Source organism: Acinetobacter calcoaceticus ANC 3811, assembly GCF_000399665.1.
Lineage (GTDB): Bacteria > Pseudomonadota > Gammaproteobacteria > Pseudomonadales > Moraxellaceae > Acinetobacter > Acinetobacter calcoaceticus_B.
The window spans coordinates 2,382,117-2,397,116 of sequence record NZ_KB976986.1; the positions used below are offsets into that span (position 1 = coordinate 2,382,117).

Below are 15,000 nucleotides of genomic sequence, written 5' to 3' on the forward strand. Positions count from 1 at the left end.
TTGCTATGCTCTATAAATAAAAAGAGCCTTTATGAGAAAAATATTTTGCGCAGTACTATTAAGTCTTACTGCCACCTCAAGTTTTGCCGCGTTACAAGAAGTTATGAAAGAAGCTTCAGGTAGTGGACCAACTCAGCAACAAGCTATTGCAGAAGCTTTACTGACAGCAGCTCAATCTGTGAATGGAACAAAAGTAAGTTCACAAATGGGGATAGCTGAAGAAGTTAATATGGTTATGACAGATCACCACTGGTCATATCAAGGCAAAAGCTCACCTGTGTTTAGTGTCCAAACAGAATCTTCGGGTGCAATTAACCGTTTTCAAGTTCTTAGTGTTTCTGGTTCAGGCAAGCATTATAAAGCTCGAGTTCGAGCTTATATTAGTAAATATCAATCAAATGTAGCTGATCAACACTTACGAAGAATGGCGGTTTTTCCTTTTCAAGTAGTTGAGTCAAAATTTAACTTAGCATCGGGTGAAGACCCATATGAGTTTGTGCAGGAAGTTGCAGACCTCATTGGTACGCAAATGGCGAATTCACGACAACTAAGTTTAGTAAGTCGAGATTATATTGAAGAAATGGCAAGCGAAAATGCTTTCCTCGCATGGGATGGTGCGCCATCGGAAATGGCAAGAATTGCCCAAAAAGTAGGTACGGACTATATTCTTGTTGGTAGAATTAATGAAGCTCGTACGGTTCAAGGTCAATCTTTTTACGGTTCAGTTCCAGCTGAACGTGATGCAATTAAACTGAACTGGCGTGTGATCGAAGTAAATACAGGCAAAATTGCAGCAGCTGGTTCGATTAAGCAACCACCACAAGCAAGTGTTGGTAATTTAGTCACACAAGATACTCCACCTTCTAGTACAGAAATTTTCGCAGATCAAGTCGTTAATGAGGTATTGCATGGTTTATCTTTGAAATCAAATCATGATTCTCAAAACCAAGATAGTTTTGAGAATCAGGTAAATTCTTCACCATTATCAGATGCAGATCTTCCTTCGGGTTCTAGCGAAAAACCAATTCACTGGTAAATAAAAAGGCTGTCATTTGACAGCCTTTTTACTCAATTTATTTAAACACCTTGAATCATGCGTCGCGCACTAATAATTCCAGGCTGTTGCTCTAAGCGAGCCAATAAACGAGACAACTGTGCTAACCCCTTAACCTCAATTAACAACTTCATATTGGCAATACCATCTGCCTCAGAAATTGTATTAACCTGACGAATATTGATTTGATCAGAGAAAATCACTTGAGTTAAGTCTTTAAGCAGACCACGACGATCATAAGCTTCCACCACAATCTGAACACTTTGACCACGTGTTGGCTGCATTTCCCAATCGGCTTCAACAGCACGTTCTGGTTCTTGCTTAATCATACGCTGATAGTCTGAACAAATGACTTTGTGGATACTAACACCACGGTTCAAAGTAATATATCCAGCGATTGACTCACCATGTACGGGCTGACAGCACTGCGCGATATGCAGCTCTACATTGTCTAAACCATCAATTAAAATTCCATGAGCAGACAACGTATGACTAGCACGTGGATTTAATGCTGGTTTAAGCACTAGTTCAGGTTCATCCTGATCTAGATGCATTTGACGATTCACCTGATTAATCAAGGCATGTAAGCTAATATCACCGCTTACTAGACTCACCAAAATGTCATCACCCGTTTTCACGTTAAAATGTGATGAGTAATCATTTAGGTCGATACTTTTTGGGTGAATCGCTAGACGAGCTAACTCTTTATTAAGAAGCTCACGGCCCACTTCAAGATTTTTACTACGATCTTGCTGTCTAAACCAATGACGCAGCTTGTCACGAGCACGAGAGGTTTTAATATAACCTAAAGAATTCACCAACCAATCTCGGTTTGGATCACGATCTTTTTTAGTTAAAATTTCAACCTGCTCACCCGTTTTTAAAGTATAGGTTAATGGCACATAGCGCTGGTTAACTCGCGCTGCGTAACACTTATTCCCTACTTCCGTATGCACATGATAAGCAAAATCTAAAACTGTTGAGCCACGTGGTAGTTCCTTAATGTCACCATCACGACTGAAAACATAAATCTTCTCAAAGCCTTCAAAATCTTGTAGTTGATCAAAGCCTTCTGTTTCATCTTCGTTTTGATGTACTGTCGTGTCATTGCGTTCTTGGTAGTGTTCTAGAACGGCACGCAATGAATGCAAACGATGATTAAAGGAATGGTCAGTATTCTTTGAACCTTCTTTATAGTTAAAGTGCGAACATACGCCTAACTCTGCTTCGTCATGCATCTCATGAGTACGAATTTGTACTTCAAGCGATTTATTCTCAGCAATTACAGCCGTATGCAATGAGCGATAACCATTTGCTTTCGGGTTGGTAATATAGTCATCAAACTGATGCGGAATATGGCGCCAGATTTGATGAACAATCCCCAAAGAGTGGTAACACTCAGGGACACTATTAACCAATACACGTAAAGCACGAATATCATAGAGCTGATCAAAACTCAGGTTTTTGCTTTTCATTTTTCGATAAATCGAATAAATGTGTTTTGCTCGACCTGTGATTTCTGACTCGATTCCGTAAGACGCTAACTCATTTTTTAAACGGTCAATCACGAACTGAATATAATGTTCACGCTCTAAACGTTTTTCATTTAGTAATGATGCAATTTCTTTATAACGATCTGGAGCCAAATAGCGAAAAGCGAGATCTTCAAGTTCCCATTTAAGCTGAGCAATACCGAGTCGATGTGCCAATGGCGAATAAATAGTAAGAATTTCACGTGCTACGCGTTCTTGACGTTCACGAGATGAATTTGCAAGCTCTCGTAAAGAATAGGTACGTTCAGCAAGTTTAATTAAAACAACACGAACATCTTCGGTAACCGAAATCAGCATTTTATAAATGCCACTTAAATGTTCTCGTTGATTGTTATTAAAATGATCTTCTAACCGTTTATTTTTCTCAATGAGTTCCGAGAGCTTACCCATTGCCAAAGCGCCTTTGACAAGGTTATAGACCTGATCTCCAAATTTCTTTTTTACTTCTTCTATATCAGTAATGTCTTCACGCACACTACGATAGAGCATGGCTGCCGATAGAGTATCTTCATCTACATGGAGATGTGCCAAAATATCGGCCATTCCAACGCCAGTAGCGAAAGTATTGGACCGATGATTAACCGTTGAGTCTAACTCTTTTTGCAGGGTTAAATGAGCAACCTGCTCAAGCTGTTCAAGCTTCGCCCCATCTAATATTTCACGCACCCGATCCAACCATGAGGCTAAACCGATTTGCGTTTCGGCGGCATGCTCTACAGTCGTTTCCTCGGACAACTCTGTTAGTTGTTCAGGTAACTGTTCACGTACTGTGACCATACCATTCTCCTCAATATGTAACTCATGTTTTTAATCGTTTATCTCTTGAATTTTTTCAAATAGTGCAATGGATTCAACATGTTCTGTGTGCATAAACATGTCCATCACAGCTGCTTTTTTTAACTGGTAACCATGTTGGACCAAAACACCCGCATCCCTTGCCAGTGTAGCTGGATTACATGATACATAAACGATTCTTTTTGCTCCAAAATTTGATACATACTGCATAATTTCATATGCACCAGCACGAGGAGGATCAATCAATAATGCATCAAATCCTTGATTTGCCCAAGAATGATGCGAAAAATCTTTTGTTAAATCTTGTGAAAAGAAGGTTGCCTGCACCAAACTATTGCTTTTTGCATTAGCTGTTGCGCGCTGAACCATATCTTCACTCCCTTCCACACCAACAACCTGACCACTCTCTCCAACACATCGTGCTAACGGGAGTGAAAAGTTGCCTAAACCACTAAATAGATCAAGTACTTTTTCACCTGGTTGCAATTGAAGCAATTCACATGCCAATTGAACCATTTGTTCATTTACTGTGGCATTGACCTGAGTAAAATCCAATGGCGAAAAAGCAAAATTTACATCAAACCGCTCTAAGGCATAGTGTAAACGTAAAGCACCTTTTTCATCATCAATACGACGAATACTTTCAGGTCCCTTAGGCTGTAAATACAACTGCCACCCTTTGTCTAACGCAAATTGCTTTAATTGGTTGACATCAGAATTGTTTAATTTTTCTACATGACGAACCAACAAAGAAATTTCATGATCACCTTTTGCTAATTCTACATGACCTATATGCGCTTTGCCTTTTAGACTTTGGAGTAAAATACGCAGCTCAGGCAAGCTATCTGATAATTTTTTATCCAAAACGCTACAACTGTGGATAGAAGTGAGTCGATTACTATGATGTTCACGAAACCCCATAATTAAGCGATCTGGCTTCGGCAGATAGCGCACACCGATTCGAGCACGACGACGATAATCGCTTTGTAAAGATCGAATCGGCTCAAGCCACTGTTCAGGTTGGATGCCTGCAAAATGTTGTAAATGCGATTGGAGCACACTTTGCTTTAAGCGGATTTGTTCATCACGATCGATATGCTGCATGCTACAGCCACCGCAAATTCCATAATGAGGGCAAATTGCATCTATACGATGAGTTGACGGTTCTCCTAACAACTGCACCATCTCTGCTTCTTCAAGACGCTTCGCTTGATGGGTAATCTGAGCCTTTACAGTTTCTCCGGGCAATGCATAACGAATAAATACTTTTTTGCCATGCTTATCTGCTGGATGATCAGGATGAGAACCATAATGCGCAATTCCCCGCCCCTCATGAGAAAGTGTTTCAACTTGAAAAATGTATTCAGGTTGTTGAGGCTTGCGAGATTTGGCTTGTTGTTTCAAAGAATGAACCTAAAAATCTGAAGAATTAAAATAGTGTGAAGTAAATTCACTATGTTTTGAGGTACGTTCCCATACTTCAAGAAAATCTGCTTGCTGAGGAATATTTTTCAAATAATCAATACTAGAGTTTACCCAATCATTATGCTCATCTACTGTTAATTGTCCTTTTAATAACAACCAACGTACATAGACGAACCATGTATTGAGTACATCCCCTTCGCAATAGCTAGTCAATTTTAACCACTGCTGATTACGAACATATTCTGGTACATGATAACCCGATTCACCGCGTTTACCCGGCAAACCTAAAATGCAGGCAATATCATCAAGCTTTTGAAAATTACGCCCATTAAACATTGCCATCACATCCATTAAATCAATGTGGCGATGGTGATAACGGTTTTGGTAATTATTAAAACGCTTCTGGCTATCAATCTCACCTTGATCAAACAAGCCCGGTGCAGAAAGCCCATGATACATTGCGCGAAATAGAATAACGGGTAAATCAAATTGTGAACCGTTCCAACTCACTAAAGTCGGATGACGCTTATCAAAAATTGATAAGAACTTTTGCAAAATCTCGGCTTCAGAATATTGTTCACGACTAAAAGAGAATAATCTAAAACCTGACTCATCAATCCATAGGCCAGAAATACAAACAATTTCATGCAAAGGTAAGCGCTGAAAATCCATGCCTGATTCTTGACGACGGAGTTTAGTCAATGCTTGTTCTACATCAGCCTCTGGCAAATCAAGATGATATAAATGCGATCCCGCTTTTAAATCAGTTAAAGTTTCAATATCAAAAACTAAGGTTGGGAAACGCATTATTTCTCTCAATTATGAGTTGTCGTCCTGTACTGAAAACAATCCTGTAGACAAGTAGCGATCGCCACGGTCACAGATAATGCAAACAATAACAGCATCTGGATTTTCTTCTGCAATCTTAATGGATGCCCATACCGCACCGCCTGAAGATGTCCCCGCACTAATGCCTTCCATGCGTGCTAATTTACGCATTGTTTTTTCAGCATCAATTTGTGGAATATCAATAGTACGATCCACACGGCTACTATCAAAAATAGTAGGTAAATATTCTTTTGGCCAACGGCGAATACCAGCAATACTTGATCCATCTGCTGGTTGTAAACCAACAATTTGAATATCTGGGTTTTGTTCTTTTAAATATTTAGAAACACCCATGATGGTACCTGTCGTACCCATTGAGCTTACAAAATGGGTGATTTTCCCACCTGTTTGTTTCCAAATTTCAGGACCTGTTGTTAAGTAATGAGCTTCAACATTATCAGGATTACCAAACTGATTTAAAACGTGCCCTTTGCCTTCTTTTTCCATTTGCAAAGCTAAATCACGTGCACCTTCCATACCTTGCTGCGGTGTTACTTCAATCAACTCTGCGCCATAAGCCAGCATCGCATCTTTACGTTCCTGACTCATGTTGTTCGGCATAATAAGTTTCATTTTATAGCCACGCATTGCAGCAACCATTGCCAAAGCAATACCTGTGTTCCCACTGGTTGCCTCAATCAAGGTGTCGCCTGGCTTAATTTGACCACGTTTTTCTGCCTGCATAATCATGTTATATGCAGGACGATCTTTTACAGAACCTGCCGGATTATTGCCTTCTAATTTTGCTAAAACCGTCGCTTGCGTATGAGAAGCCAATCGCTGCAAACGAACTAGAGGTGTCTTACCTACATAGTGATCTAACAAAAATTCGTCGGCTAAAAAGTCAGGTTGTGTATTACTCATGATCAATACCTATATCGAGGTGCACCTATTGTATGAAAAAATGCTCGCTACTGCACCCATTTCAATATGCTTTTTCATGAAAGCGATTAAAGCTCGGTCATTTATAAAATGCAGTCTGTTTTAAAATAAAGCGTGATAAGATGCCGTACAGAGAGATAAATCTGATGTAGCCATGTCTAATTTCAATAAAACCATATCGAAACGCTTACGTCTGAATCATGCATATGGGCAATTGATTGCTCTAATTTTTGTGCCGATTATGATTTTAACAGGGGTCGGTGCTTTTCTGGTTTTAACTGAAACATCACATTCGGTAAAACAACAACAGCTACATCACGCCTCAGCAATTTTAGCTCGCTACAATCAAATTTCGAAAGATTTGTACACGCTGGTCGAACTAGAGCCCGATGAGTACGATCATGCCCAGCACATCATGCAAAGCATGTTTAGCGAAAAAAATCTTAAACGCGCAGTATTAATTGATAACAACGGACAAACTTATTTAAGTATTGGTTATCGTGATAATCGTTATTGGCCGAGCTTTCCTAGTAGCAATATTTTTTTTGGTCCCATCTCTTATAACCACAACAATATTTATGGAATGCAGATTAGTAACAAAGCTGGAAAAGCCCCAGTTTGGTTAATGATTGAAATGGATAACCAGCCTCTAGAGTTGGCACGTTATCGCATTATGATTGCTCTCGTCATTACTGGATTAATGACCCTACTGTTACTTTTACTGTGTTTGAATTTTTACTCTCGTCGCTGGATTGCGCCGATGTATGAAATTCGCATGCAGTTACAACGCCTAAATGCAGATACTTTAGATCAGCACCTAGTTATTAACAGTACTGGAGAGCTACGCTTACTACAACGCGATATTGCAAATGTTGTTAAGCGATTACACTTTAGCTTTCTAGAATTAAAAGAACACACTGAACAAACTGAAGAAGACTTACGCAGAACACTAGATACCTTAGAAGTCCAAAACATTACTTATCGTCAAGCACGTGACCAAGCGATTTCATCAAACCAAGCAAAGTCAGTTTTCCTTGCCAATATTAGTCATGAGCTACGAACGCCTCTCAACAGTATTGATGGTTTTATTCATTTATTGCTTCGTCAACAAAATTTAAATAACGAACAAAATCTTTATTTACAAACCATTCGTAAGTCATCTGCCCATTTATTGGCATTAATTAACGATGTATTAGATTTCTCAAAAATTGATGCGGGTAAGCTAGAACTAGAAACAGCACCTTTTGATTTAGAAGAAGCCATTTTTGATGTCATGGATATGCTATCTCCATTGGCTGCTCAAAAACATATCGCCATGGCTTTTTACTATGCGGACAACATTCCACAGCAAGTGATTGGTGATGCTTTACGCTTCAAGCAAATTCTGACCAACTTGATTTCTAATGCGATCAAGTTCACTCCAGATGGCGAAATTATTGTTCGTGTTCGTATGGAACATGATGATATTGGGCAATGTCTGCTTCATTTCAGTGTTCAAGACAGTGGTATTGGTTTAAGTGGTACAGACCGTAAAAAATTATTTGAATCATTCTCGCAAGGCGATGCCTCAGTTACACGTCAATTTGGTGGTACAGGTTTAGGTCTTGCTATTTCTAAACAGCTTGTTCATCTCATGCATGGTCAAATTGGCTTTGAAGATAACCAAGAACGTGCTCCAACAGAAAAAGGCTCGACCTTCTGGTTTACCGCACAATTTGTGGTAGATGAAGACTACGAAATCGAACACCCGCACTTTGAACATTTACAAGTGGTGTCTTATCTTGCGCACCCTGCTACAGCAAGTGTTTTACGTTACTACCTTGAAAACTACCATGTTCCACACATCGAAACTCAATCGATTTTGGACTTGTTTAGCCGCTTAAAACATCTTGATCAGAAAGATAATACATGGCTCATTGTTGACCATAGCGGCGACACAGAAGCATTATTAAAAGAAATCCGTAGCCGTTATCAAGGCAATTTAGCCGTCTATGGCTATCAAATGACGCTTGAGCCAAACATGCTCAGTGAATACCGTGCTCGTCCTCTATATCAACCATTAAGTCGAAGTGGACTCATTCAATTATTAAATGATCAACCTATTTTTGAAGAGGAACAACAAGACTTTAATGGTCAGGGCTTACACATTCTGGCAGTAGATGACCACCTCCCTAACTTAATTGTTTTAGAAGCCTTACTCGGTGAATTAAACGTTAAAACAACTAAAGCACTCAGTGGTCAAGAAGCACTTAACCTGATCCAAGAGCGAATTGATCAGAAACTTAAACCATTTGATTTGGTGTTTATGGACATTCAAATGCCTGTCATGTCAGGCATTGATACCACTCGTGCTATTCGCTCTTTAGAGTCGACTTTAGATGGAGAAATGCAGCTTCCAATTATTGCACTAACTGCCCATGCACTTGCCGATGAAAAACAAAAACTCCTTAAAGTAGGCATGAATGACTATGTCACTAAGCCAATTCAAATGGAGCAAATCATCCAGATCTTAACGCAATGGACTAAAAACAACTTTACAGCAAAAGCCTTAGATAAAGACCACCATGTCGTTGCTGAAGCTTTAGACCCACAAATTTTAAACTGGCAACAAAGTTTGCAGCTTGCAGCAAATAAAGAAGACTTAGCACAAGATCTACTTAAAATGTTAGTTGATAGTTTTCCAACTGAACTAGATGAAATGCAGCAGCTCATTGAGCTTGAAGACTTTCCTCAACTTGAGCATGTTTTACATCGCCTCTATGGTGCTACTCGCTATGTAGGTGCCCCAAAACTACAACAAGTAACTGGGGACTTTGAGCAATTTATTTCAACACTACGTAAAGAACGCCGTATAGCAGATGAAGGCTTCATTGAAGAAGTGATGCAGCGCTTTGATGAACTAGGTCTTGTGGTTAAAGAAGTAGAAAGTGCCGCTCTCCAGATCTTGGTAATCCCTGACTAACATATCTATCAAATAGGTATGACTGGGCTGTCATGTTTCCAAATTACAGCCATGTTATGCTCCGTTCATCTATAAAAAAAGAAGCGGGAATCTCATGGCACTCTTACGTATTGAAAAAAATAATGGCATTGCAACGGTATATTTAAACCGTCCAGACAAACGCAATGCAATGAGTTTTGCCTTATTAAAAGAGTTAGTTTCAACTGCAAAAGCAATTAAAAAGGATAGAGATATTCGCTGTGTTATTTTGACAGGCGAAGGGAATGTGTTTAGTGCTGGAATTGATTTATCCGACCTAAACAATCCGAAAAACTCTGCTTTTGCCATTTGGGAACTTGTAAAACCCGGACAAAGTCTTTTTCAAAAAGCATTTCTGACTTGGCAGAATTTACCTGTCCCAGTTATTGCTGCATTAGAAGGGTATTGTTTCGGCGCGGGTATGCAACTTGCCTTGGCTTCTGATATCCGAATTTCTCATCCAGAAACAAAAATGTCGATTATGGAAAGCCGTTGGGGTTTAGTCCCTGATATGGGACTTACTCGCTCATTAAAAGGTTTAATTAGCGTTGACCTTGCAAAAGAACTTACCTTAACGGCTCGTGTTTTTGATGGGAATTATGCAAAAGAAATCGGCCTTGTGACTCACTTAAGTGACTCCCCACTAGAAAGAGCAAATCAAATTGCAGCTGAAATGTTGCAGCGTTCACCTGATGCCCTCACTGCCGCAAAACGTGTACTTGATGCAATGGAGCATCAACCAGAAAAATCATTACGTCTCGAAAAAATCTGGCAACTTAAATTATTACTTGGTAAAAATAGCAAACTTGCTCGTAAAAAAGACAAACATCCGGAAGTTAACTTTTTACCACGCCAATATAAATAAGAGCTTAGATTATGAATTTTGATCGCAACACCCCTATTGCTTTTTTAGGTATGGGGCTTATGGGAAGTCGGATGGCAACCCGCCTCATTCAAGCCGGCTTTCAAGTTGCGGTTTGGAATCGGACTTTCTCTGCATGTGAAGAACTGATTGATATCGGTGCACAAGCTTTAGAACTTTCAGATATGGGTGAATATCCTGTTATTTTAACCTGCTTGGCAGATGACAAAGCAGTAGAAACCGTATTTAAACAAATTCAGCCTCACTTAAAAGCTGAGCAGGTTATTGTTGATTTCTCGAGTTTATCTGTTGCTGCAACAAAAATACTTGCCCAAGTAGCCGCCACACATCAAGTAATATGGATTGATTCACCTGTATCCGGTGGAACAGCAGGTGCAGAACAAGGCACTCTTGTCATTTTTGCAGGTGGTGATGCTCAAACGATTACAGACCTAACGCCTGTTTACAATGTTCTATCCCAGCGCGTGACTCGAATGGGAGATACAGGAACAGGCCAAGCTACCAAAATTTGCAACCAACTGATTGTTGCAGCCAACAGTGCCCTGATTGCAGAAGCTGTTGCACTTGCAGACCGAGCTGGTGTAGATACAACTTTACTCGCTCCAGCATTAGCGGGTGGATTTGCAGACTCGAAACCCTTTCAAATTCTAACTCCACGTATGGCAACGCATACCTTTGAGCCAATTCAGTGGAAAGTTCAAACATTATCTAAGGATCTTAACAACGCGGTAACATTGGCTCACAATGTTAATTTAGACATCCCAGTTGCACAAAAAGCTCTATTACAGCTACAAACTCACCAAAAAAATGGCTTTGCTGAGAAAGATTTAGCTACTATGATTCAATTAATAGAGCAAAAATAAACGGAGTTTGAGTATGGGTCGTCTTGCAGTCAATTTATCCATGATTTTTACCGAAGTTCCTTTAATCGAACGCTTTGCTCTAGCCCATGCACAGGGCTTTGAATATGTAGAAATTCAATTTCCTTATGAATTGGCTATTTCAGATATTCAAACTCAACTCGAACGCTACAATCTTAGCCTTTGCCTAATTAATGTACCTGCGGGTGATCTTATGCAAGGCGGAAATGGTTTAGCAGGCGTACCCGGCCAAGAAATAGCTTTCCGTGAAGCGTTAGAGTTAGCCATTAGCTATGCCACCGCTTTAAAAGTTCCTCGTATCAATATTTTAGCAGGTAAACAACCTCTAGATGCCGACTTACTTCCTTGCTTGAAAACATTAGCAGCTAATTTGAAACTTGCGTGTAATGTGCTCAGTGAATACGGTATAGAACCCGTTTTTGAAATGATTAACGGTACAGATATGCCCCGCTTTTTAGTACAAAATATTGCGCAGGCACAAGAAATGCTAGAAGCAGTCAATGATCCTACTCTAAAAATGCAATATGACTGCTATCACATGGCGATGATGGGAGAAGATATACTTGAGGGTTTACAAGAGAATATTAACTCAATTGGACACATTCAATTTGCAGATTGTCCGGGCCGTCATGAGCCAGATACAGCTCAAATTCCCTATGAACAAATTTTTTCTTGGCTCAAGCAAAGTTCTTATCAAAACTATATCGCAGCAGAATATAAACCTGAAAATACTTCAAATCAGTCATTTACTTGGAAGAAAAAGTATTTTTCCGATGATGTAAATATATAAACTGTTACGAGTTCTGTTTGAAATTTATTGCGAAAACGACTATATTAGATAGTGAGTAATTGTCAGGAAAATATACCCTATATGAATTTAGAACCATCGCCCAGCGTGTCTAATTCTCACGATTTCGCAATGAATGCCTCAAATAAAGACGTACAAACTTGTCTCGAAGTCGTTCATGACGCTTTAGTTGATGTAAAAGCAAAAGATATTCTCCAGTTAGATGTTAGCTCAATTAGCAATGTCTCTGATGCTATCGTAATTGCGAGCGGCACCTCTACTCGTCATGTGAAAGCACTCGCAGACAATGTTGCAGAAGAAGCTCGAAAAGCCGGTTTCCGCCCGATTGGCGTTGAAGGTGAACGAGATGCAGAATGGATCTTGATTGATCTCGGCTTTGTTGTAGTACATGTGATGCTACCAACAGCTCGTAAATTCTACGATTTAGAAAGCTTATGGCGTACCGCTCCAGAGTCGGTTGCTTAAAATTTTGCTTTTAAAAAAAGCGGCTCTTTTGAGCCGCTTTTTATTTATCTGCTTTATAAAAATAAAAAGAGAACTCTAGCACCCCAATTTCGACATTCTAGTTTGAAGTATATTTATATGTTCAGGCTTTTCTTCCACATATAGTAGATCTAACAACTCATTAGCTTTTCTAGAAATTCTACCAGCGATCACCACAATATCTTTTTTGGCTCTTTTTGAAATACAATTCAAGCTTCTCATTTGATCCAAAACCATTCCAGAGATGCATATCGAATAGAATCGAGCCTCTCTTTCCAAACCATTTTTTAAATGATCTATTCGACCATCTTTTTCCATTCTTAAAGAAAGGTTAGTTAATGATGGGTGTGTATAATCTGATAAAAATTATATAAGGAATCAAATAGTAAAGTATCTTCTTGATACCGACTACTATTTAACATTGAATAATTCGAAATATATCCTTTAAATTTCTTTCCATCAGACTTCCTAATAATTACTCTTTTATCCTCACCCCCCTTATTATTTTTAGCATATACATACAATCCCTGAGACAATCCAATAGGGACATCAATTAAATTTATAAGTTGATCAGGGCAATTCACTGCAAAAACAATATGGATATAATTTTCATATATATGTCTTATCAAAGGTAAACTATTACTACTCATTCTTTCATTTAGTAATACATCAATAGCTCGAAGAGCATTTGCAGTCTGTGTAACATGTAAAAGCACATAGTCATCCACAGTAAAAAATTTACTCGAACTTTTTTCTTTTATTGCTGACCTTAATATTTCATTCTCCAGAATATAACCAATACAAATAATACAAGCGAAAACCTCCTCAGTAAAAGACTGGAATAAAATCTCTAATTTACTTAATTTTTTTGAAACACCACTAAAATACTCATCAATTGCATTATTCCAATCTTCCAAATCCTTGCCTGTTGCTAGCTTTTCATTTTCCTCTGTCAATAAAAGCCCATCAGTCTTTTGATATGCGTAAATGAACTCAGGTGCTATTTTAGCTTCCTCCATACTCCTAACCATTTCACGCTGCATATCAACATCCGACAGCAGATATTTGGCAAGAAATACTGGATCATTTTTATGAGGCTTTCTTTCAAACACTTGAAAGAAATGCTCTTCAGCTTGTTGTAAAAGTTTTATTGCCTCATCTGTTAATGGAATTTTTTTCAACACCATCCCATTATCACTAACACACCACTTTAGATCAGTTTGCTTACAACACTGCGCGTATGTTCTCCCACTTTCACAAGGACATTTTGTTCTGCCATGAATTTCTCGCGTATGACTTTTTTGATTTCCATTCATCATTTCACACTCTCAGTATCAAAACATTCGAATCAGCCGTTTGACTTTAGTTATTAAGAACTAACCATCACTTACAACCAAATTTGACATGACAAATTGTCAGATTTACAGCAATATACAAACTCTTGAAGTCCCCCACTAATAAATAGCATAACTGGAGTACAGAAAGTGAGAGTATTAATTACAGGCGCCAATACAGGTATTGGTTTCGCCACAGCAGAACAACTCGTTAAACAAGGGCAACATGTTATTTTAGCGTGCCGAAATCCAGAAAAAGCCCAAGATGCACAAAACAAATTACGCGCCCTTAACCAAGGACAAATCGATTTAATTTCCCTTGATTTAAACAGTCTTGAATTGACTCAAAAAGCTGCTAATGAGATTGCCGACCGCTATGGCAACCTTGATGTACTCATTAACAATGCAGGGTTATTTGCCAAAACCAAACAACTAACTGCTGATGGTTTCGAGCAGCAATTTGGCGTTAATTATTTAGGTCATTTTTTACTAACTCAAAAACTACTTCCAGTTTTACAACAATCGCCGAAAGCACGTATTGTTCATCTTGCATCAATTGCTCACTGGGTGGGCTCAATTAAACCCAACAAGTTTCGTGCCGAAGGTTTTTACAATCCCCTGTTCTATTATGGACAATCTAAACTTGCAAATTTATTGTTCAGCAACGCCTTAGCAGAGCAGCTAGCAGGAAGTTCAATTACCAACAATGCATTACACCCCGGCGGTGTTGCTTCTGATATTTACCGCGAATTACCAAAACCAGTTTATGCTGCGATGAAATTAGGATTAGTTCCCACTTCAGTTCCAGCAAAACTCATTACAGAAATGGCAACTGGAGATGCATGGCAAAACCGCAATGGTGAATATGTCAGTGCACATATGCCAGACTGGAAATCATCACATGCCAAAAACCAACAATTGGCACGCGACCTCTATCAACAATCACTAAACCTTGTAGAAAAATTTCTTTAAACAAATAAGCTAAATAAAAAAAGCCACCCGAGGGTGGCTTTTACAATCCTGATTGAGGTCAG

Annotated in this window: 11 protein-coding genes and 1 pseudogene; 7 read left to right on the forward strand and 5 right to left on the reverse strand. The window is 39.0% G+C overall.

From position 1 onward, the window contains the following. The first annotated feature begins 31 nt into the window (after window positions 1–31). The gene (locus F935_RS12445) at window positions 32–1,036 is read left to right on the forward strand and encodes a CsgG/HfaB family protein (RefSeq protein ID WP_016139234.1); all 1,005 of its coding nucleotides are present in this window, start codon (window positions 32–34) and stop codon (window positions 1,034–1,036) included. A 41-nt stretch (window positions 1,037–1,077) separates the two neighbouring features. On the opposite strand, the gene F935_RS12450 is transcribed toward F935_RS12445, so the two are convergent. Genes F935_RS12450 through cysM form a run of 4 tightly spaced genes read right to left on the reverse strand, consistent with a single transcriptional unit; the run spans window position 1,078 to window position 6,579 of the window. Next, the gene (locus tag F935_RS12450) at window positions 1,078–3,384 is read right to left on the reverse strand and encodes a RelA/SpoT family protein (RefSeq protein WP_016139235.1); all 2,307 of its coding nucleotides are present in this window, start codon (window positions 3,382–3,384) and stop codon (window positions 1,078–1,080) included. 30 nt (window positions 3,385–3,414) lie between these two features. After that, window positions 3,415–4,806: a 23S rRNA (uracil(1939)-C(5))-methyltransferase RlmD gene (rlmD, locus tag F935_RS12455; protein WP_016139236.1), complete on the reverse strand. Its 1,392-nt coding sequence runs from the start codon at window positions 4,804–4,806 to the stop codon at window positions 3,415–3,417. A gap of 9 nt (window positions 4,807–4,815) precedes the next feature. After that, window positions 4,816–5,634: a 3'-5' exonuclease gene (locus F935_RS12460; RefSeq protein WP_016139237.1), complete on the reverse strand. Its 819-nt coding sequence runs from the start codon at window positions 5,632–5,634 to the stop codon at window positions 4,816–4,818. A 12-nt stretch (window positions 5,635–5,646) separates the two neighbouring features. Further along, on the reverse strand, window positions 5,647–6,579 hold the full coding sequence (gene cysM / locus F935_RS12465; RefSeq protein WP_005036815.1) for a cysteine synthase CysM: 933 nt from the start codon (window positions 6,577–6,579) through the stop codon (window positions 5,647–5,649). Window positions 6,580–6,751: 172 nt separating this feature from the next. Here cysM and F935_RS12470 point away from each other — a divergent pair, with 172 nt between their 5' ends. The 5 genes from F935_RS12470 to rsfS all read left to right on the forward strand — a co-directional run bounded on the left by F935_RS12470 (window position 6,752) and on the right by rsfS (window position 12,614). Next, window positions 6,752–9,559 carry a GacS-like sensor histidine kinase gene (locus F935_RS12470; RefSeq protein ID WP_016139238.1) on the forward strand — a complete coding sequence of 936 codons (2,808 nt, stop codon included), beginning with the start codon at window positions 6,752–6,754 and terminating at the stop codon, window positions 9,557–9,559. Between the two features lie 94 nt (window positions 9,560–9,653). Then, entirely contained in the window at window positions 9,654–10,442 is a 789-nt protein-coding gene (locus F935_RS12475) for a crotonase/enoyl-CoA hydratase family protein (protein ID WP_016139239.1), read from the forward strand. An 11-nt stretch (window positions 10,443–10,453) separates the two neighbouring features. After that, window positions 10,454–11,323 (forward strand): NAD(P)-dependent oxidoreductase, encoded by an 870-nt coding sequence (locus tag F935_RS12480; RefSeq protein WP_016139240.1) that lies wholly within the window; start codon window positions 10,454–10,456, stop codon window positions 11,321–11,323. Between the two features lie 13 nt (window positions 11,324–11,336). Beyond that, a complete protein-coding gene (locus F935_RS12485; protein ID WP_016139241.1) occupies window positions 11,337–12,131 on the forward strand; it encodes a hydroxypyruvate isomerase family protein in 795 nt (264 codons plus the stop codon). A gap of 81 nt (window positions 12,132–12,212) precedes the next feature. Then, window positions 12,213–12,614 carry a ribosome silencing factor gene (gene rsfS, locus F935_RS12490; protein WP_016139242.1) on the forward strand — a complete coding sequence of 134 codons (402 nt, stop codon included), beginning with the start codon at window positions 12,213–12,215 and terminating at the stop codon, window positions 12,612–12,614. Window positions 12,615–12,689: 75 nt separating this feature from the next. Here the strand turns inward: rsfS and F935_RS12495 are convergent. Continuing rightward, window positions 12,690–13,951 (reverse strand): annotated as a pseudogene (locus F935_RS12495) (SEC-C domain-containing protein). Between the two features lie 165 nt (window positions 13,952–14,116). Here F935_RS12495 and F935_RS12500 point away from each other — a divergent pair. Continuing rightward, window positions 14,117–14,938 carry an SDR family NAD(P)-dependent oxidoreductase gene (locus F935_RS12500; RefSeq protein ID WP_016139244.1) on the forward strand — a complete coding sequence of 274 codons (822 nt, stop codon included), beginning with the start codon at window positions 14,117–14,119 and terminating at the stop codon, window positions 14,936–14,938. Window positions 14,939–15,000: the final 62 nt, after the last annotated feature.

Coding starts and splice junctions, on each gene's coding strand:
- F935_RS12445 (WP_016139234.1), top strand. CDS start 32: ATGAGAAAAATATTTTGCGCAGTACTATTAAGTCTTACTGCCACCTCA.
- F935_RS12450 (WP_016139235.1), bottom strand. CDS start 3,384: ATGGTCACAGTACGTGAACAGTTACCTGAACAACTAACAGAGTTGTCC.
- F935_RS12460 (WP_016139237.1), bottom strand. CDS start 5,634: ATGCGTTTCCCAACCTTAGTTTTTGATATTGAAACTTTAACTGATTTA.
- cysM (WP_005036815.1), bottom strand. CDS start 6,579: ATGAGTAATACACAACCTGACTTTTTAGCCGACGAATTTTTGTTAGAT.
- F935_RS12470 (WP_016139238.1), top strand. CDS start 6,752: ATGTCTAATTTCAATAAAACCATATCGAAACGCTTACGTCTGAATCAT.
- F935_RS12475 (WP_016139239.1), top strand. CDS start 9,654: ATGGCACTCTTACGTATTGAAAAAAATAATGGCATTGCAACGGTATAT.
- F935_RS12480 (WP_016139240.1), top strand. CDS start 10,454: ATGAATTTTGATCGCAACACCCCTATTGCTTTTTTAGGTATGGGGCTT.
- F935_RS12485 (WP_016139241.1), top strand. CDS start 11,337: ATGGGTCGTCTTGCAGTCAATTTATCCATGATTTTTACCGAAGTTCCT.
- rsfS (WP_016139242.1), top strand. CDS start 12,213: ATGAATTTAGAACCATCGCCCAGCGTGTCTAATTCTCACGATTTCGCA.